The organism is Stenotrophomonas maltophilia (genome assembly GCF_002799245.1).
Taxonomy (GTDB): domain Bacteria; phylum Pseudomonadota; class Gammaproteobacteria; order Xanthomonadales; family Xanthomonadaceae; genus Stenotrophomonas; species Stenotrophomonas maltophilia_S.
Map to the genome: position 1 here is coordinate 553,203 of NZ_NEQV01000002.1, position 18,470 is coordinate 571,672.

General features: G+C 67.0%; 12 protein-coding genes. 6 read left to right on the forward strand and 6 right to left on the reverse strand.

Annotated elements, in window-relative coordinates; all coding sequences use genetic code 11:
- Positions 1-10: 10 nt before the first annotated feature.
- The 3 genes from B9Y64_RS08425 to B9Y64_RS08435 all read left to right on the forward strand — a co-directional run bounded on the left by B9Y64_RS08425 (position 11) and on the right by B9Y64_RS08435 (position 4,586).
- Complete coding sequence (locus tag B9Y64_RS08425; protein ID WP_100440298.1) at positions 11-868, forward strand: XAC2610-related protein; 858 nt, start codon at positions 11-13, stop codon at positions 866-868.
- A 144-nt stretch (positions 869-1,012) separates the two neighbouring features.
- On the forward strand, positions 1,013-2,731 hold the full coding sequence (locus tag B9Y64_RS08430; protein ID WP_100440299.1) for a thiamine pyrophosphate-dependent enzyme: 1,719 nt from the start codon (positions 1,013-1,015) through the stop codon (positions 2,729-2,731).
- A gap of 244 nt (positions 2,732-2,975) precedes the next feature.
- Positions 2,976-4,586, forward strand: coding sequence for a hypothetical protein (locus B9Y64_RS08435; RefSeq protein WP_100440300.1), 1,611 nt, complete (start codon positions 2,976-2,978; stop codon positions 4,584-4,586).
- 88 nt (positions 4,587-4,674) lie between these two features.
- Here B9Y64_RS08435 and B9Y64_RS08440 read toward each other — a convergent pair whose 3' ends face one another.
- Positions 4,675-5,385 carry a glutathione S-transferase gene (locus B9Y64_RS08440; RefSeq protein WP_100440301.1) on the reverse strand — a complete coding sequence of 237 codons (711 nt, stop codon included), beginning with the start codon at positions 5,383-5,385 and terminating at the stop codon, positions 4,675-4,677.
- A gap of 172 nt (positions 5,386-5,557) precedes the next feature.
- Between B9Y64_RS08440 and B9Y64_RS08445 the strand changes: the two genes are divergently transcribed.
- A complete protein-coding gene (locus tag B9Y64_RS08445; protein WP_100440302.1) occupies positions 5,558-6,379 on the forward strand; it encodes a DUF3014 domain-containing protein in 822 nt (273 codons plus the stop codon).
- Positions 6,380-6,560: 181 nt separating this feature from the next.
- The gene (clpB, locus tag B9Y64_RS08450) at positions 6,561-9,146 is read left to right on the forward strand and encodes an ATP-dependent chaperone ClpB (protein WP_100440303.1); all 2,586 of its coding nucleotides are present in this window, start codon (positions 6,561-6,563) and stop codon (positions 9,144-9,146) included.
- A gap of 73 nt (positions 9,147-9,219) precedes the next feature.
- On the opposite strand, the gene B9Y64_RS08455 is transcribed toward clpB, so the two are convergent.
- The 3 genes from B9Y64_RS08455 to B9Y64_RS08465 form a co-directional block, all read right to left on the reverse strand.
- Positions 9,220-10,020, reverse strand: coding sequence for a MipA/OmpV family protein (locus B9Y64_RS08455; RefSeq protein ID WP_100440304.1), 801 nt, complete (start codon positions 10,018-10,020; stop codon positions 9,220-9,222).
- A gap of 140 nt (positions 10,021-10,160) precedes the next feature.
- The gene (locus tag B9Y64_RS08460; protein ID WP_100440305.1) at positions 10,161-11,450 is read right to left on the reverse strand and encodes an ATP-binding protein; all 1,290 of its coding nucleotides are present in this window, start codon (positions 11,448-11,450) and stop codon (positions 10,161-10,163) included.
- Positions 11,447-12,184 carry a response regulator transcription factor gene (locus B9Y64_RS08465; RefSeq protein WP_100440306.1) on the reverse strand — a complete coding sequence of 246 codons (738 nt, stop codon included), beginning with the start codon at positions 12,182-12,184 and terminating at the stop codon, positions 11,447-11,449. Before B9Y64_RS08465 ends, B9Y64_RS08460 begins: the two co-directional genes overlap by 4 nt.
- A gap of 180 nt (positions 12,185-12,364) precedes the next feature.
- On the opposite strand from B9Y64_RS08465, the gene B9Y64_RS08470 reads away from it, so the two are divergent.
- Positions 12,365-13,651, forward strand: a complete 1,287-nt coding sequence (locus B9Y64_RS08470) for an O-acetylhomoserine aminocarboxypropyltransferase/cysteine synthase family protein (protein ID WP_100440307.1) — start codon at positions 12,365-12,367, stop codon at positions 13,649-13,651.
- A gap of 440 nt (positions 13,652-14,091) precedes the next feature.
- Here the strand turns inward: B9Y64_RS08470 and ybaL are convergent, their stop codons facing one another.
- Both ybaL and B9Y64_RS08485 read right to left on the reverse strand, forming a co-directional pair.
- Positions 14,092-15,789, reverse strand: coding sequence for a YbaL family putative K(+) efflux transporter (gene ybaL, locus B9Y64_RS08480; RefSeq protein ID WP_100440308.1), 1,698 nt, complete (start codon positions 15,787-15,789; stop codon positions 14,092-14,094).
- 169 nt (positions 15,790-15,958) lie between these two features.
- Positions 15,959-18,346 carry a TonB-dependent receptor plug domain-containing protein gene (locus tag B9Y64_RS08485; protein ID WP_100440309.1) on the reverse strand — a complete coding sequence of 796 codons (2,388 nt, stop codon included), beginning with the start codon at positions 18,344-18,346 and terminating at the stop codon, positions 15,959-15,961.
- Positions 18,347-18,470: the final 124 nt, after the last annotated feature.

Consider the following 18,470-nt stretch of genomic DNA (forward strand, 5'->3'; position numbering starts at 1 on the left):
GGAAGCGATGATGAACTACAGGGAATGCATGCTGGGCCTGGTGTTGGCAGGCGCGCTGGCACCGTCGGTGCAGGCGAGTGAGGACCACGATGAGACGCTCCGGTTCCAGGTAGCCGCTCACGTACAGGCGCACGCCGATCCCCAGCAGGACGGCAGCATCGCGGTGCAGCTGTCGCCGTCGGGCAAGCGCCAGACGCTGGCGGGCGCGGCGGATGCCGATGGCAATTCGCGCTGGAATCTGGAGGACGTCGATTTCGATGGCTACCCGGAACTGGTCGCACGTGCATCGGTGGGCATGGTCAACGAAGCGGTGGCGGTGTACCGGTTCGATCCGGCCAGTGCTTCGTATCGCGCGCTGCAGGCCGACACCCATGGCAAGGACAGCTGTGGCGGCTTGATGGGGCTGACTGTCGATCGTCCGAGCCGCACCCTGACCAGCAGCTGCCGCAGCGGACCGATGTGGTACACCGACCAGTATCGGTTTGCGGGCGCGAAACTCCATCTGTACCGCTCGGAGAGCGTATTGATGCTGGGCGATACGTTGAACGCCGCATTGCATTGGGTGCAGACCGACGAGCAGGGCCCGCTGGCGGTCTGGCGCACCTACGATGCCGATGGCCGTGTGCTGGAGAGCGCGATTGCCGATGGCCTGGGCGCACCGCCCGACGGGCCGCTGCGTGGCCAGCAGGCCTCAGTGTTGGCGGCGCGCCTGTTCCTGTTCGATCGACCCGGCGCGTCCAGCACCAGACGCTACCTGGTGCAGGGTGACCGCGTGGAACTGCTGGATGAACAGGATGGCTGGGTAAAACTGCGCTACCGCAACCCGAAGCAGGGCGTGATGGAAGGCTGGATCAACGTCAACGATTGAAAAAAGGGGACGGAGGGAATTAAGTCGTTTGTGCCGCAAGCGACTGTGCCGCAAGCGACTTAATTCCCTCCGTCCCCTTTTTTTGCGGAGGCATCACTTCATCGGGTCTAGCCTCGGGTGTTCCCCCGTTCGAGGATGTATCCGATGAGCAAGCGCGTGGCCGAAATCGTGGTGGACGCTCTGCAGCAGGCCGGTGTCCGCCGTTGCTACGGCATCGTGGGCGATACGCTCAACCATGTGACCGATGCGATGCATGGCAGTGAGATCGCCTGGGTGCACGTGCGGCATGAGGAAGTGGCTGCCTTTGCCGCCGGCGCCGATTCGCTGGTCAGTGGCGAGCTGACCGCCTGCGCCGGCTCCTGCGGCCCGGGCAGCCTGCATTTCATCAACGGCGTGTTCGAGAGCAACCGCAACCGTGCGCCGATGGTGCTGATCGCCAGCCAGGTGGTGACCAGCGAGCTGGGCATGGAATTCCCGCAGGAAGTGGATTTCAAGGCGGTGTATGCCAGTTGTTCGGTGTTCTGCGAGCAGGTGCATAGTGCCGAACAGGCACGACGCGTGGTCACGCTGGCCTGCCAGGCGGCGATCAGCCGCCGCGGCGTGGCGGTGGTGATCCTGCCGGCTGATATCAGCCAGGCCGAGGTGAAGCATGATGTGCCGTTCTCGGTGCATTACACGCAGCCGGTGCTGCGCCCTTCCGACGCCGAACTGCAGCGCATCGCCGAGCTGCTGGGGCAGGGCAAGCGTATCGGCGTCTATGCCGGTGCCGGCTGCCAGGGGGCGCATGCGCAGTTGCTGGAACTGGCCCGACGCCTGCAGGCTCCCATCGCGCACACCTCGCGCGCCAAGGACTTCGTCGAGCCGGACAACCCTTACAACATGGGCATGACCGGCATTTTCGGCATTGAATCCGGCTTCCACACGCTGATGGAGTGCGACACGCTGCTGCTGCTCGGCGCCGATTTCGCCTGGGGCCAGTTCTACCCGGACAAGGCCACGATCATCCAGGTTGACCGCGATGGCAGCCACCTCGGCCGCCGCCACCCGGTGAACCTCGGCGTGGTCGGCGATATCGCCCCGACGCTGGATGCGCTGCTGCCGATGCTGCCGCCACGCGAGGACAGCAGTTTCCTGGACGAGTGCATCGAACGTCGCGACAAGGCGCTGAAGAAGCGCGATCAGGAAGAACAACCGGGCGAGGGTGAACTGATCCACCCGCAGCACCTGACCGCGCTGCTGTCGAAGCACGCCAGCGACGATGCGCTGTTCACCGCCGACGGCGGTTCCCCGATGGTGTGGGTGCTGCGCCACATCCGCGTCAACGGCCGCCGCCGCACGCTGACCAGCCTGCTGCACGGCACGATGGCCAACGCAATGCCGCAGGCGCTGGGCCTGCAGAAGGCGTTCCCCGGCCGCCAGGTGATTTCGCTGTCCGGAGACGGTGGCCTGGCAATGCTGCTGGGTGACCTGCTGACGGCGGTGCAGGAGAACCTGCCGATCAAGGTGGTGGTGTTCAACAACGGTTCGCTGAACTTCGTCGAGCTGGAGCAGAAGGTGGAGGGGTTGCTGGACAACTACACCGACCTGAAGAACCCGGACTTTGGCCGCCTGGCCGAGGTGATCGGTTACCACGGCCGCACGGTCACCCGCAGCGAGGACCTGGAGGAAGCGGTGCTGGACTTCCTGTCGCAGCGCGGTCCGGCGCTGCTGGACGTGCATACCAGCCGCGCCGAACTGGTGATGCCGCCGCAGATCGAGGCCAAGCAGGTGGCCGGTGCGGCGTTGTATGCCGCCAAAGCGGTGCTGAACGGCCGCTTCGACGATGTGAAGCATCTGCTGGTGGACAACTTCCTTAAGAAGTAGGGGGGACGATGCAGGGCTGCGCCCTGCATCCGCCGTTGATGTAGAGCCGAGCCATGCTCGGCTCACGGGGCTCGCGTACAGCAGCCGGGCATGGGCTCGGCCCACTCCGATAAACCCGCTTTCGGCGACCAACCCAGCCACAAGGGGCCCCGCCGATGGCTGGAACCCATCATTCCATGACGGAATTGGCGCCCAGGCCCCGCTGGGCCTACCATCGGCGGTCCCCACCCCCACCGCCCCTTCCATGTCCGCTCCCGCTTCCGCCGCACCGCGTCGCTGGTTCGTCGCCGGCGACTTCAATGGCTTCTTCGGCCTGGTCGTCGACAACCTCTCCATCCTCGGCTTCATCGCCATGGCCCTGGTCGGGATCTTCCAGTTCCCCGCCGACGTGGTGTTCGGCCGCATGTTCCCCGGTACCGCCTTTGGCGTGCTGGTTGGCAACCTGCTGTACACCCTGATGGCGCGCCGGCTGGCCGCGCGTACCGGCCGCGACGATGTCACCGCCATGCCGCTCGGCCTGGATGCGCCCACCAGCATTGGCATGGCGTTGCTGGTTCTCGGCCCGGCCTTCATCGCCTTCAAGCAGCAGGGCATGGACCCGCATGCTGCGGGCATCGCCACCTGGCAGCTGGGCATGGCCGCGCTGGTCATCATGGGCGTGCTCAAGTTCGTGCTGTCGTTCTTCGGCGAAGCGGTCACCCGCGCGCTGCCGCGTGCCGCGCTGCTGGGTTCCATTGCTGGCATCGCGCTGGTGCTGATGGGCCTGCTGCCGCTGCTGGAAACGCTGCGCTCGCCACTGGTCGGCTTCACCACGCTCGGTTTGCTGCTGTACGTGCTGATCGCCAAGGGCAAGCTGCCGGTGCGTGGCCCGGGCGTTCTGCTGGCCTTCGTGTTCGGTACCGTGCTGTATTACGGCCTCGGCCTGGCCGGGCTGGGCGCACCGGGCTTCCATGTGCCGGAGTGGGTGCCGCCGCAGGTGGTGCTGCCGCTGCCGACGCTGGGCTTCCTCGACGGCCTGCCCACCGCGATGACCTACCTGCCGCTGCTGCTGCCGTTCGGCCTGCTGATGGTGGTCGGCGGCATCAACGTGTCTGAAAGCGCGCGCGCGGCCGGCGATGACTACCGCACCCGCGACATCCTGCTGGTGGAGGCGGTGGCCACGCTGGTGGCCGGTGTCTGCGGCGGCGTGGCGCAGACGACGCCCTACATCGGGCAACCGGCCTACAAGCACATGGGCGCACGCAGCGGCTACACGCTGCTGACAGGCCTGTTCGTCGGCATCGGTGGCATGCTCGGCATCATCTCCGGGCTGGTGCAGTGGCTGCCGCTGGCGGTGCTGGCGCCGATCATCGTGTACGTGGCCATCGACATCACCACCCAGGCCTTCCAGGCCACGCCGCGTCACCATGCTGGCGCGATGGTGTTCGGTTTCCTGCCGTCGGTGGCCTACCTGCTGGCGATCAAGGCACCCGGCTGGATCGCGCCGGACCAGCTGCCGCAGCTGCTGACCAGGCTCGACGGCCACGGCCTGCCGGAGCTGGCGGTGATCTTCACCCTGGGCAACGGCTTCATCATCACCTCGATGCTGTGGATTTCGGCGGTGGCGGCGATGGTTGATGGCCGCCTGCGCCGCGCCTGCGGCTTCCTGCTGGTGGCGGCGGTGTTGACCCTGTTCGGCCTGATCCACTCGGTGGACCCGCGCGGCGGCATCTACCTGCCGTGGGAACTGGACGGCCTGGCGCGCATCATCAGCCTGCAGTTCGCCGGCGCCTACGTGGCGCTGGCCTTGCTGCTGGGGCTGCTGTCGCTGCAGAAGCAGCCGGTGAAGCCGCTGGATGATCGCACCGACCGTTGACCGTTGACTCCGGGCATGGCCCGGCTCCCACAGGGCGTGTTGCAGGCAGCGATTGCCTGCAGCGCGCCCGGCCGGCCCGCCGCCGGCACTACCGTTCGGCGTCCAGCTCCGGGTAGTGGCGGAAGATGCCGTTGGTGTTGAACGCCAAGCGCCGTTCCGAGCGCAGGTAGGCGGCGATGTTCGGCCGTTTCGCCACCCGCTCCTGCAGCGCGCGCAGCAGGGGCAGGGTGGGGCCGAGCGCCTGCATGCGGCGCGGGAACATGTAGTCCAGCCCGCTCAGCAACTGGAACAGCGACAGATCCACGTAGGAATGCTCGCGCAGTGCATGGCGACCGCCGTTGGCGGCCAGCACCTGCTCGAAGTAACCGAGGAACTTCGGCAGCCGCTCGCTGCGCAGCGACGTGGCACGTGCCCTGGCTTCGGTCTTCTGTTCCTCGTAGTACTTCGAGGCAGCGATCGGGTGGTGGGTGTCATGCACCTCGGCCACCAGGTCGGCGATGGTCAGCTGCAGTTGCAGCGCCTGCATCCGCCGTGAGGCCGCCTGCGGCACCAGGTCCAGGGTCGGGCCGAGATAGTCCAGGATCGCCGCGACCTGTGCGATGACCTGGCGGCCCGCCTTCAGGAATGGGGGAGCGAAGGGATGTGCACCTTCGCGGCTGCCATCGAGGAACGGCTGCATTACCGCGTCGCCGTGCACCCGCGCCATGTCGATGTAGTCGGCGCCGGCATCTTCCAGCGCCAGCCGCACGAACTCGCCACGGCCCTGGATGCCGGTCCAGTAATACAGCGCGTACTGCATGGCAGTGCCTCCACAGGACAGGATGCACAGCGTCGCGCCGGTTGCGCAAAGCGGGCGTGAGTGCGGCCTTCCCGCAGGCCTCAACCCGAACGGCAGCGGAACAGGCGGGGAACCGGCCCGAATCAGTGGGGTCACACCTTGTCCATGCAGGAGAACAACGAGGGACTGCATCATGCAGAGTGGAAAGGCGGTATGGCCCTGGGTGCTGGGCGTGGTGGTGATTGGTGGCGCGGGTGGCTGGTTGTTCCGCGATCAGCTGAAGAGCCTGGCCGACGGTGTTTCAGTGCCGGTGCAATCAACCCCTGCCAGTACCAGCGCACCGCCACAGCCGAAGGCGGCGGCAGAACCCGCGCCAGCACCACCCCCGATCAGGCATCCGCTGGATGCCGGGGTTGCGGCGGATCCAGCGCTGCCGAAGCTGGCTGACAGCGATGCCGCTGCCTGGGGCGCATTGAGCCAGCTGTTCCAGGGCGAGGGGCCGCTGACCCTGCTGCTGCGCGATCACCTGGTCCAGCGCCTGGTCACCCAGGTCGACAACCTGGACAAGCCCAGCGTGCCGCCGACCGCGCTGGCCGCTCGGCCGCTGCCGGGCAGCCTGCAGGTCGAGCCGGGCGAGGGCGGGGAACGCATCGCCGCAGGCAACGCGGCGCGCTATGCGCCCTACGTGCAGGCGTTCACTGCGCTCGACCCTGCGGCAACCGCCACGACCTACAAGCGTTTCTACCCGCTCATCCAGCAGGCTTATGTCGACCTGGGCCGGCCCGAAGGCTATTTCAACGATCGCCTGGTGGCGGTGATCGACCATCTGCTGGACACCCCGGAACTGGCGCAGGTGCCGCTGGTGCAGCGCGATGAGCGCGGTCGCTACCGCTTCGTCGACCCCACCCTGCAGTCGCGCTCGATCGGCCAGAAGGCCCTGCTGCGCATGGACGTGTCCCAGGCACGGGCGGTGAAGCAGCAGCTGCGGGCCATCCGCAGCGCGATCACGCGCTGAGCCCGGCCACCGCGCGGAACTGATCGGGATCAACGCGCCGACCACACCCGCTCCGGCATGCTGGCCGCAGGCTGACTGGCCTCGGGGTGCAGTCGCAGCCACCCTTGAAACCGGGTGGGGCAACCGCATCTTTCCAGCATCGCCGGCGCGGGCCGGCCCTGATGACCGATGAGGATTCGCAATGCGGATGGACAAGCTCACCTCGCGTTTCCAGCAGGCGCTGGCAGACGCACAGTCGCTGGCCGTGGGCCGCGACAACAGCATCATCGAACCGGTTCACCTGTTCAGCGCGCTGCTGGACCAGCAGGGCGGCAGCACGCGTCCGCTGCTGGCCCAGGCCGGGGTGAACGTGCCGGTGCTGCGCGAGCGCCTGACCGAGGCGCTGGACGCATTGCCCAAGGTGTCCGGCCAGGCCGGCAACGTTTCGATGGGCAATGACCTGGGGCGCCTGCTGAACCAGACCGACAAGCTGGCCCAGCAGAACGGCGATGCCTTCATTGCCAGCGAGTGGTTCGTGCTCGCGGCGCTGGAAGACAGCGGCACGCTGGGCATGGCGCTGCGCGCCGCCGGTGCCGACAAGGCTCGCCTGCAGGCCGCGATCGACAAGCTGCGTGGCGGCGAGAACGTGCAGTCGGAGAATGCCGAGGAACAGCGGCAGGCGCTGGAGAAGTACACCATCGACCTGACCGCTCGTGCCGAGAGCGGCAAGCTCGATCCGGTGATCGGCCGTGACGAGGAAATCCGTCGCACCATCCAGGTGCTGCAGCGCCGGACCAAGAACAACCCGGTGCTGATCGGCGAGCCTGGCGTGGGCAAGACCGCGATCGTGGAAGGCCTGGCCCAGCGCATCATCAACGACGAAGTACCCGAGGGCCTGCGCGGCAAGCGCGTGCTCTCGCTGGACATGGGCGCGCTGATTGCCGGCGCCAAGTTCCGCGGTGAATTCGAGGAGCGCCTGAAGGGCGTGCTCAACGACCTGGCCAAGAGTGAAGGGCAGATCATCCTGTTCATCGACGAACTGCACACCATGGTCGGCGCGGGCAAGGCCGACGGCGCGATGGATGCCGGCAACATGCTCAAGCCGGCGCTGGCGCGGGGCGAACTGCACTGCGTGGGCGCCACCACGCTGGATGAGTACCGCAAGTACATCGAAAAGGATGCTGCGCTGGAGCGCCGCTTCCAGAAGGTGTTCGTGGGTGAGCCGTCGGTGGAGGACACCATCGCGATCCTGCGCGGGCTGAAGGAGAAGTACGCGGTGCACCACGGGGTGGAGATCACCGATCCGGCCATCGTGGCCGCGGCGACGCTGTCCAATCGCTACATCACCGACCGCCAGCTGCCGGACAAGGCCATCGATCTGATGGACGAGGCGGCCTCGCGCCTGCGCATGGAGATCGACTCCAAGCCGGAAGAGCTGGACCGCCTGGAACGTCGTGTGATCCAGCTGAAGATCCAGCGCGAGATGCTGAAGAAGGAAAAGGACGAAGCCTCGCGGCAGCGCCTGGCGGATCTGGAGAACGACATTGATGGCCTGGAGCGCGAGTTCTCCGACCTCAATGAAATCTGGAAGTCGGAGAAGGCTGCGCTGCAGGGCGCGACGAAGATCAAGGAGCAGGTCGAGCAGGCCAAGCTGGACCTGGAAGCCGCGCAGCGCCGCCAGGATTTCGCACGCATGAGCGAGATCCAGTACGGCCTGCTGCCGCAGCTGGAAAAGCAGCTGGCCGCCGCGCAGGAAGCCGAACACAAGGACTTCAAGCTGGTGCAGGACCGGGTCACCGACGAGGAGATCGCCGAGGTCGTGTCACGCTGGACCGGTATCCCGGTCAACAAGATGCTCGAAGGCGAGCGCGACAAGCTGCTGCGCATGGAAGAGGTGCTGCACAACCGCGTGGTCGGCCAGGAGGAAGCGATCAAGGTCGTCTCCGATGCCGTGCGTCGTTCGCGTGCGGGCCTGTCCGATCCGAATCGCCCGGCCGGCTCGTTCCTGTTCCTGGGCCCGACCGGTGTCGGCAAGACCGAACTGTGCAAGTCGCTGGCCGAGTTCCTGTTCGACAGCGCCGACGCGATGATCCGCATCGACATGAGCGAGTTCATGGAGAAGCACAGCGTCGCCCGCCTGATCGGTGCACCTCCGGGCTACGTGGGATACGAGGAAGGCGGCTACCTGACCGAGGCGGTGCGCCGCCGCCCGTATTCGCTGATCCTGCTCGACGAAGTGGAGAAGGCGCATCCGGATGTGTTCAACATCCTGCTGCAGGTGCTGGACGATGGCCGCCTGACCGATGGCCAGGGCCGTACCGTGGACTTCCGCAACACCGTCATCGTGATGACCTCGAACCTGGGCTCGCACCAGATCCAGGACATGAGCGCCGACGACAGCCCGGAGGCCTACACGCAGATGAAGGCGGCGGTGATGGGCGTGGTGCAGGCGCACTTCCGTCCGGAGTTCATCAACCGCCTGGACGACATCGTGGTGTTCCACCCGCTGGACAAGCAGCAGATCAAGCAGATCGCGCGCATCCAGATGCGTGGCCTGGAAAAGCGCCTGGCCGAGCGTGGCCTGAAGCTGATGGTGTCCGACGCAGCGTTCGACCTGCTCGGCAACGTTGGTTTCGATCCGGTGTATGGTGCGCGTCCGTTGAAGCGCGCGATCCAGGCGCAGCTGGAAAACCCGCTGGCGCAGAAGATCCTGTCCGGTGCCTTCATCAGCGGCGACACCATCGAAGTCGGCAACGACGGCGGCCATCTGGTGTTCGCCAAGGCCTGAATCACCACGGGGCGCTGCATGACCGCAGCGCCCCGTTTGCCGCCGGTCGTGCCGGGGCATGCCCGGCGATCACTCAGAAGCGGTGCGTGTAACCGCTCATCAGCCCGAACTGGTTGGGCTTCTGCACGATCGGGCTGTCGGCCGCATCGCCGAGCAGGCGCGTGCCTTCGGCCGAGATGTACCAGTTGCCATTGCGGCCCACGCGATGGCTCCACTTCAAGCCGACACCGGCGCTGACCAGGCCGGCCTTGGGCTTGTGCTCGGCGAAGCCCGTGCGCGCGGCCTGTTCCGGGCTGACGCCGTACCAGGTCTGCATGTAGCCACGGTTGCCGTAGTCGGTGGAGACGCTGCCGCTGACCACGCCGCCGGCCAGATCGAACAGCGGCATTGTCAGGTTCAGGTGGATCTGCTGGGTGGCCAGGCCGTTCTCGGCCTTGTCCTCGTCCTTGCGGGTGAACTGCCAGGAGCCGCTCAGCACGGCTTCGCCCAGCGTATAACCAGCCGAGAGACCGACCAGGGGACGGGTATCGATATCGCCCATGCCGCGCAGGAAGTCCGAACCGCCGAGCAGGGAATCCTTGTCCTTGCGGATGCCGCTGGCACCGACATAGGCGCGCACACGGGTGTGCTCGCCGAGGGTGGTGCCCCAGCCGATGCCACTGGTGCCCAGAAACCACCCGCCCGGCGAGCTGACATCGAAGGACAGCGAAGGTGTCGCTCGATACTCATCGCTGCCGCTGTAGCGCGGCGTCACGCCACCACCGGAGGCGAGCTCGAAGGTCCAGTGGTCATCCTTGGCGTGGGCGATCGGGGCGGCGAACAGCGGCAACAGGGCCAGGCAGAGCAGGGCGGGGGAACGGCGAAGCTGGGACATGGAAACTCTCGGCAATGGGAGGAAAGCAGCGCGCGCATCCGGCGAGTGCTGCAGGGTCGCTAGCGTGGCGATACGCCGGCGACCGATCCGTCCGCAGTTGTGCGGGAGTTGTAATCAACTGTAATCGCGCACCGGCACGTTCAGCTCGCAGCCAGCGGCCAGTGCATTTCCAGGCGTGCGCCGCCGAGGGTGGCGCGACCGATCCGCAGCTCGCCCTGGTGGCGTGCGGCAATGCGGCCGACGATCGCCAGGCCCAGGCCGAAGCCGCCGGTATCACGGCTGCGGCTGTCATCCAGGCGGGTGAACGGGCGGACCACCTTCTCGCGGTCGGCCTCGGCGATGCCGGGGCCGTCGTCGTCCACCCGCAGGCAGGCGCGTCCGCCCACGCCCACCAGCGACACTTCCACCTGCGAGCGCGCGTGGCGCAGCGCATTGCCGACCAGGTTGCTCAGTGCCAACTGCAGCAGCCGTGGCTCGGCATCCACCCGCGGCAGGGCGCTGGGCAGCACGCGCAGCACCAGGCCGGCACGCTCGGCATCGCGGCGGGCATCGGCCAGGCAGGCCTGCAGCCAGTCGTTGGCTTCAATCCGCTGCATCGGTTCGCCCTCGCCGGGATGCTCCAGCCGTTCGTAGGCCAGCAGTTCGCTGACCAGCCGGTTGAGCTCGGCGAGGTCGCCGTGCAGGCCTTGTGCCAGGCGTGCACGGCGCGCGGGGTCATCGCTGTCCTGCATCAGGTCCAGGCCGAAGGCCATGCGTGCGATGGGCGTGCGCAGTTCGTGCGAAATGGCATGGGTGAGTTCGCGTTGTCGCTGCACCAGTTCGGCCACGCGTGCGGCCATGCGGTTGGAGTGGTCGACGATGACCCGGATCTGCGAGCGTGGCGAAACCTGCGCGCGTGCCTGCAGATCGCCCGAACCGATGCGGTCGGCGTGCCGGCGCAGCGCTTCCAGGTCACGCCAGAGCAGGCGCACCCAGGCATACAGGCAGGCGCCGACCAGCAGCAGGATGCTGAGGTAGGCCGCGATGGTCATGTGCGTTTTCATCCGCACTTCGCCGGGCAGGCGCAGATGCAGCCAGCGGCCCGTCGCGCCGTCGATGGGCAACAGGATCTGCTGGTACTGGTCACGCACGATGAACCCCTGCGTGCGCAGGGTTGCCTGCTCCCTTGCGTCGAGCGCGGGCGGTGTATCGAGCAGGCTCAGGCGGATGCCATAGTGCGGCTGCCACCGGCGCAGGCGCTCACGCTGCTGTGCAGCGTCCAATCCCTCCAGGCCCGTGCGCAGCGCGTACACCTGGCCGCGCACCTGCTGGGCAAAGACCCGATCCTGTACCGGCGTGTAGATCCCATCCAGAAGGTGGTTGAGCAGGAATACCGAGGCCAGGAAGCAGGCACTGGTAAGCAGCCACAGCCACAGGAACAGCCGCTTCATTCCGACCAGGCCGCTGGATTGAACTGGTAGCCGCGCCCCCACACCGTCTTGATCCGCCGCGGCTCGCGCGCATCGTCGCCGAGCTTGCGGCGCAGCTTGCCGATGCAGACGTCAACGCTGCGGTCCAGGCCGTCGAAGCCGATACCGCGCACCGCCTGCAGGATCTGGTCACGCGACAGGATCTGCCCGGGCCGGCTGGCCAGCAGCCACAGGATCTCGAACTCGGTGGTGCCCACATCCACCGCCGCACCGTGCAGGTGCACTTCACGCTGCATGCGATCGATCAGCAGTTGCCCGTGCATCAGCCGGCTGGGCGTGCCGGTGTTGCTGCTGCCATGGCGGCGGCGCAGCAGGGCGCGCAGGCGGGCCAGCAGCAGGCGTGGTTCGATCGGCTTGTGCACATAGTCGTCGGCGCCCGATTCCAGGCCCAGCACCTGTTCGATGTCGTCCTCGCAGGCGGTCAGCATCAGGATCGGTACGTCGGAGAAGCTGCGGATCTGCCGGCACACATCGATGCCACCGAGGCCTGGCAGCATCAGGTCCAGCACCACCAGCTCTGGCGCATGCTGGCGGCAGGCCGCCCCGGCAAGGTCACCGCGGGCCACATGCTGCACGGCGAAGCCATGCTCGTGGAGGTAGTCGCTCACTAGTTCGGCCAGGCGACGGTCGTCCTCCACCAGCAGTACCGACGTGGGCGAGCGGCTGGCGGTGGGGGTCCAGGGGGATGGCTGCATGGGTGGGGCCTCCGTGCCCGGGCAGGAGCGCCCGGCGGCGAAGCCTAGCAACGGCCCATGACGCCTGCCTGAATCGCGACCAACCTGATAACCGCCGGTACGGGCGTCATCGCCAGCGGCTTTCAGCGGCAGGCACTGGCTGGCCTATGGTGGCGGTTTCCCCGGATGGAGCCTGGTGCAATGAGCAACCCGCAGTGGCAACTGGAAACCCTGGCCGTGCATGGCGGCTACCGTCCCGACCCGACCACCCGTGCGGTGGCGGTGCCGATCTACCAGACCGTGGCGTATGCGTTCGATGACACCCAGCACGGCGCCGACCTGTTCGACCTGAAAGTGCCCGGCAACATCTACACCCGCATCATGAACCCCACCACCGACGTGCTGGAACAGCGCCTGGCCGCACTGGAAGGTGGCATCGGCGCGCTGGCGCTGGCCTCGGGACAGGCCGCGATCACCTATGCCATCCAGACCATCGCCGAAGCCGGCGACAACATCGTCGCCTCCAGTGCCCTGTATGGCGGCAGCCTCAATCTGCTGGCGCACACGCTGCCGCAGTACGGCATCCAGGCGCGCTTCGCCGACCCGGCCGATCCAGCTGCGTTCGCCGCGCTGATCGACGACCGCACCAAGGCGGTGTTCGTCGAATCGATCGGCAACCCGCGCGGGAATGTCACCGACATCGCCGCCATTGCCGGGGTTGCCCATGCCGCCTGCGTGCCGCTGATTGTCGACAACACGGTGGCCACGCCGTTCCTGCTGCGCCCGTTCGAGCACGGTGCCGACATCGTGGTGCATTCGCTGACCAAGTATCTGGGCGGGCACGGCAACAGCCTGGGCGGCGCCATCATCGACTCCGGCCGCTTCGACTGGGCCGCACAACCCAGGCGCTTTGCCCGCCTCAACCAACCCGACCCCAGCTACCACGGCGTGGTCTACACCGAAGCACTGGGGCCGGCCGCCTATATCGGCCGCGCGCGCGTGGTGCCACTGCGGAACACCGGTGCGGCGTTGTCACCCTTCAATGCCTTCCTGATCCTGCAGGGCATCGAAACCCTGGCCCTGCGCATGGAACGCATCAACGCCAACGCCCTGGCCGTCGCGCAGTTCCTGAAGGCGCACGACAAGGTGGCCTGGGTGCGCTATGCCGGGCTGGCCGACGATCCGGAGCATGCCGCCGCACAGCGCTACCTCGGCGGGCATGGCTCGGGCGTGCTGACCTTCGGCCTGCCGGGCGGCCGCGAGGCGGGCGCGCGCTTCCTCGATGCACTGAAGCTGTTCACCCGCTTGGTCAACCTGGGCGATGCAAAGTCGCTGGCCACGCATCCGGCTTCGACCACCCATCGCCAGCTGGACGCGGCCGAGCTGGCCAAGGCCGGCGTCAGCGAGGACACCGTGCGGTTGTCGATCGGCATCGAGCACATCGGCGACCTGCGCGCGGACCTGGAACAGGCCCTGGCCGGGGCCTGATAGCCGCGCGCTTGGTCGTCATCGCCACAGGCGATCACCACCGGCGCCGCGATGCGCTACGGTGGAACTGCCTCTCCAAGGCGTGGCAACGTGGTGATCCAGATCCCCGGTCGATGCGGGTCGACCGGGGATTTTTACGTTTTCGGGGTCAGATCCATTTTCCCGCAGGAAAACGGATCTGACCCCATTTGCACCGCCGTGTCGACCAAGGTCGACACCCACCAGCAGCAGCGGGAATTGTCGAAGGCGGGGTGGGTCCGGTTGCGGGGGCGTGAGCCGCATGGATGCGGCGACCGAGCCTACATGGATGTATTTACGGCGTCCCCCGCAACCGGACCCACCCCGCCATCCCACGGAATGCCAGCTTTTGCCGTTGCTGTTGCTTCGGCTGTTGCCGTCGCCTCTGCAGGTGCAGGGCTGCAAGCCCTGCCGCACACCCCTCACACCACCGGAATGCTGTGCTGCCCCAGATTCCGGTACGGCGGCGTGGACATGATCATCTCCGCCAGCGAATAGGCCAGTTCACGCTCGGCCATCACCGTACCGTCGGCGCCGTGCTCCAGCAGATGCTTCACTTCGGCATCGCTGTGCGCACGCGCCAGCAGGGTCAGATCCGGATTGATCGCGCGCAGCTTGGCCAGCGCCTCACCGGCCTCCAGCGGCTGCGGAATCGCCAGCACCGCGATCTTCGCGCGCTCCGGATGGGCCTCGGCCAGCACCCGGTCGGCGGCGGCACTACCACGGATCGCCGCAATGCCATTGGCATGCGCACGCTCCACGTGGTCCTTGTTGTCATCGATCACCAGCACCGGCACGCCGCGATCGCGCAGCACCTGCGCCAGTTCGCTGCCGACCCGGCCGTAGCCGATCACGATGGCGTGCGCGTCCAGATCACGCGACGGGCCGATGGCTTCTTCCGGCTCGGCCGGCTGCGGATGCTGTTCCTGCTTGGCCTGCCAGCGGTCGAGCAGACCGAACACCAGCGGGTTGAGCATGATCGATACCAGCGCACCGGCCAGTACCAGCGACTGGCCTTCCTTGGGCAGGATCTGCAGGGCGACGCCGAGGCCGGCGATGATGAAGGCGAACTCGCCGATCTGCGCCAGGCTGGCCGAGATGGTCAGCGCGGTGCTGGTCGGGTGACCGAACGCGCGCACGATGAAGAATGCGGCGGCCGACTTGCCGAACATGATGATCAGCACCGTCGCCAGTACCTGCCACGGGTGCTGGATGAGGATGTTCGGGTCGAACAGCATGCCGACCGAGACGAAGAACAGCACGGCGAACGCATCACGCAGCGGCAGCGAGTCAGTGGCGGCCTTGTGGCTGAGTTCCGATTCATTGAGCAGCATGCCGGCGAAGAATGCGCCCAGCGCGAACGAGACGCCGAACAACATGGCCGAGCCGAACGCCACGCCCAGCGCGATCGCCAGCACCGACAGGGTGAACAGTTCGCGCGAACCGGTACCCGCGATGCGCTCCAGGATCCACGGGATGACCCGGCGGCCGACCACCAGCATCACCGCCACGAACAGGCCCAGCTGCACGAAGGTCCAGCCGATGTCGGCCAGCACGCTGCCCAGCGAGTGCGATTCCTTGGCCGCATCGGGGCCGAACACACCGGCCATCACTGGCATCATCACCAGTGCCAGCACACAGGCCAGGTCTTCCACGATCAGCCAGCCGACCGCGATCTTGCCGCGCATCGTCTCCAGCAGGCGGCGTTCCTCCATCGCCCGCAGCAGCACCACGGTACTGGCCGTGGCCAGGGAGAAACCGAAGATGACGCCGTGGATGGCGGGCCAGCCCATCAGCCAGGCAACACCCCAGCCAAGCAGGGTAGCGACCGCGATCTGTCCGATGGCACCGGGGATGGCGATGGCCTTGACCGCCATCAGGTCCTTCAGCGAGAAGTGCAGGCCGACGCCGAACATCAGCAGCATCACGCCCAGCTCGGCCAGCTGGTTGGCCAGCGCCTGGTCGGCGACGAAGCCAGGGGTGAACGGGCCTACGCAGATGCCAGCAACCAGGTAACCGACCAGGGGAGACAAGCGGAGCTTGTTGGCCAGCGCGCCGAAGATGAAGGCGAGCCCGAGGCCAACGGCAACGATGTTGATCAGGTCGGTGTCATGGTGCATCGGCTCTCGCAGGAAATCGGGGGTGTCCCGATTTTCACCGATGAGGCCAGATACGGCAAACCTTAAATGCGAATGGGGTCATATCCCTTTCCCGCAGGAAAAGGGATATGACCCCACCAGGGAGTTGCCTGCCAGCGGCCGGCACTACCAGGGAACCGCCCGCCAGCACTTACCAGGTGTACTTGATCCGCCCGTACACATAGGCGCCGTTGAAGCCAAACGGCGAGTAGTTGCTGTACGGCAGCATGCCGAAGGTGGAGTTCTGCAGGTCCTCGGTGCGGTCCGGGTACTCGTTCAGCAGGTTGTCGGCACCCACGGTGAGGGTCCAGTTGCTGCTGGGCTTGTAGCTGGCCGAGGCATCCAGTACCCACTTGTCGCCGTAGGTCTGGTCGCGCAGCGCGGTGGCCGAGTTGCGCACGGTGAACGTGCCGTAGCGGGTCGCCGCCAGGCCCAGTTCCCAGTGATCCGAGCGCCAGGTGCCGCTCAGGATGGCCTTGTCACGCGGGTAGCTGTCCTCGATGCGGCCGATCTCATCGCGGCCGATCAGCGACTGGTTCAGGCCCAGCGTGCCGAACACCGCAGGGGTGCCGCCGACGCGCCGCACTTCGGTGTCGTTGTAGCTGTACGCAGCGGTCAGCTCCAGGCTGCTGGCACTGAACGGCACGGTGTAGCTGGACACGAAGTCGACGCCACGGGTGCGCGTATCCAGGCCGTTGGTGAAGTACGAGAACGCCGTTACCTGCGGCAGGCCCAGGCCGGCCAGCAGCGCGCTGCTGGCCGCGTTGGTGGTGATGCTGGAGGACAGCGCGATACGGTCATCGATGTCGATCTGGTAGGCATCGACGGTGATGTACAGGCGGTCGACCGGTTGCAGCACCAGGCCCAGGCTGTAGGAGGTGGAGGTCTCGGCCTTCAGCGGCGAGGCGCCCAGCGCCTGCGCGGCCTGGCTGGTGGTCGGGAAGGTGCCGCGCTCGACGAACACGCCGTTGGTGAACTGGCTGGTGACTGCCTGGTATCCCTGCTGGGCCAGCGACGGTGCGCGGAAGCCGCTGGACGCGGTTGCGCGCAGCGCGACCTTGTCGGTGAACGCATAGCGCGCCGACAGCTTGCCGGAGAAGCGGTCGCCGAAGTCCGAGTAGTCCTCGTAGCGGCCGGTGACGCCGGCCGAGAACTTCTCGGTCAGGTCTGCTTCCAGGCCAGCGTAGACCGCGTAGTTGTGGCGGTCGGCATGCACTTCATTGGTCGGGGTGAAGCCGCCGAAGCCCTGTGCGCCGCTGCCGGTGTACGAGTTCAGCTCGCCCGGGTTCTGGTCCCACTTCTCCTTGCGGTACTCACCGCCGAAGGACAACGTGACCGGGTAGGCCAGGCCCCAGTCCAGCGACTTGGTCAGATCGGCATTGAAGATGTCCTGCTGGTACTTCAGCGTGCCGTCGTAGAACGAGCGCGGGCTGGTCGCGCCCAGGCTGTAGTTGATGCTGTTGCGGGTGTGGAAGTCCAGGGTGTTCTCGCCGTGGTTCAGGCTCAGGTCCCAGGTCCAGCCGTTGTCGGTGTTGCCCTTGACCCCGGCCACCAGCGAGCGGTCCTTGGAGTACTGGTTGATCTCCGGCACGAAGCCGTCCGGATAGGTCTGCGCCAGCAGCGCGGTCTGCCCGTTGTGGTTGCGCGAGCGGTAGAACGCGAAGGAGGTGATGTCGCGGTTGCTGAGCAGCGCGCTGGCATAGCCGGTCACCCGGTCGCTGAAATCGAAGCTGGCATTGACCGAGGCGGCCGTGGCATCGACGCGCGGGTCGCCGACGATGAAGGTCTTCTGGCCGATGCTCGGGTAATTGCCCGTGTTCGGCGTGGTGCCCCGGTACGGGCCGGCGCGGTTGCTTTCATCCTGCTGGCTGATCTGGCCGGCCACGTGTACGCGGCCACGGCCGTTGCCGAACTCGACGCCGGTATCGCCGGAGAGCTGGTACTTGTTGCCGTCGCCAGCCGAGTACTGGCCGTAGTCCACCGCCAGGCTGCCACCACTGCCGCTGCCCTTGAGCACGATGTTGATGACGCCGGCGATGGCATCCGAACCGTACTGCGCCGACGCGCCGTCGCGCAGCACTTCCACGCGCTCGATGGCGGCGATCGGAATCGCGTTGATGTCCACGGCCGATGAGCCACGGCCAATGCTGCCGTTGACGTTGATCATCGCCGAGGTGTGGCGGCGCTTGCCGTTGACCAGTACCAGCACCTGGTCTGGCGACAGGCCGCGCAGCTGCGCCGGGCGCACGCCACTGGTGCCGTCGGTCAGGGCGGGGCGCGGGAAGTTCAGCGACGGCAGCGCGCGCGACAGCGCGGTGGCCAGTTCGCTGGTGCCGGTGGACTGCAGCGCTTCGGGGGTGATGATGTCGATCGGCGACTGCGATTCGGCGACCGTACGGTCGGCCACGCGGGTGCCGGTGACGATCACCGTGTCCAGGGTGTTGGCAGCGGTGCCGGTCTGCTGGGCAGCGGCGAGGAACGGAGAGCCACCGAGTGCGACAGCGACGGCGGCGGCGATCAGGCTGGTCTTGCGGGTCATCGGGATGGGGCTCCGGTTGGCGGGGGTGGCACCGGAATCGACATCACGGGCGTGAGGCGGACGGCGGTTGTTGCGGTGCGCAAAGCAGGAATTAACGGGATATTCAGTGGCTGTCAAATGCCGG

Excerpts from the sequence above, each read along its gene's own strand:
- B9Y64_RS08425 (WP_100440298.1), top strand. The coding sequence starts at position 11 with ATGAACTACAGGGAATGCATGCTGGGCCTGGTGTTGGCAGGCGCGCTG.
- B9Y64_RS08430 (WP_100440299.1), top strand. The coding sequence starts at position 1,013 with ATGAGCAAGCGCGTGGCCGAAATCGTGGTGGACGCTCTGCAGCAGGCC.
- B9Y64_RS08435 (WP_100440300.1), top strand. The coding sequence starts at position 2,976 with ATGTCCGCTCCCGCTTCCGCCGCACCGCGTCGCTGGTTCGTCGCCGGC.
- B9Y64_RS08440 (WP_100440301.1), bottom strand. The coding sequence starts at position 5,385 with ATGCAGTACGCGCTGTATTACTGGACCGGCATCCAGGGCCGTGGCGAG.
- B9Y64_RS08445 (WP_100440302.1), top strand. The coding sequence starts at position 5,558 with ATGCAGAGTGGAAAGGCGGTATGGCCCTGGGTGCTGGGCGTGGTGGTG.
- clpB (WP_100440303.1), top strand. The coding sequence starts at position 6,561 with ATGCGGATGGACAAGCTCACCTCGCGTTTCCAGCAGGCGCTGGCAGAC.
- B9Y64_RS08455 (WP_100440304.1), bottom strand. The coding sequence starts at position 10,020 with ATGTCCCAGCTTCGCCGTTCCCCCGCCCTGCTCTGCCTGGCCCTGTTG.
- B9Y64_RS08460 (WP_100440305.1), bottom strand. The coding sequence starts at position 11,450 with ATGAAGCGGCTGTTCCTGTGGCTGTGGCTGCTTACCAGTGCCTGCTTC.
- B9Y64_RS08465 (WP_100440306.1), bottom strand. The coding sequence starts at position 12,184 with ATGCAGCCATCCCCCTGGACCCCCACCGCCAGCCGCTCGCCCACGTCG.
- B9Y64_RS08470 (WP_100440307.1), top strand. The coding sequence starts at position 12,365 with ATGAGCAACCCGCAGTGGCAACTGGAAACCCTGGCCGTGCATGGCGGC.
- ybaL (WP_100440308.1), bottom strand. The coding sequence starts at position 15,789 with ATGCACCATGACACCGACCTGATCAACATCGTTGCCGTTGGCCTCGGG.
- B9Y64_RS08485 (WP_100440309.1), bottom strand. The coding sequence starts at position 18,346 with ATGACCCGCAAGACCAGCCTGATCGCCGCCGCCGTCGCTGTCGCACTC.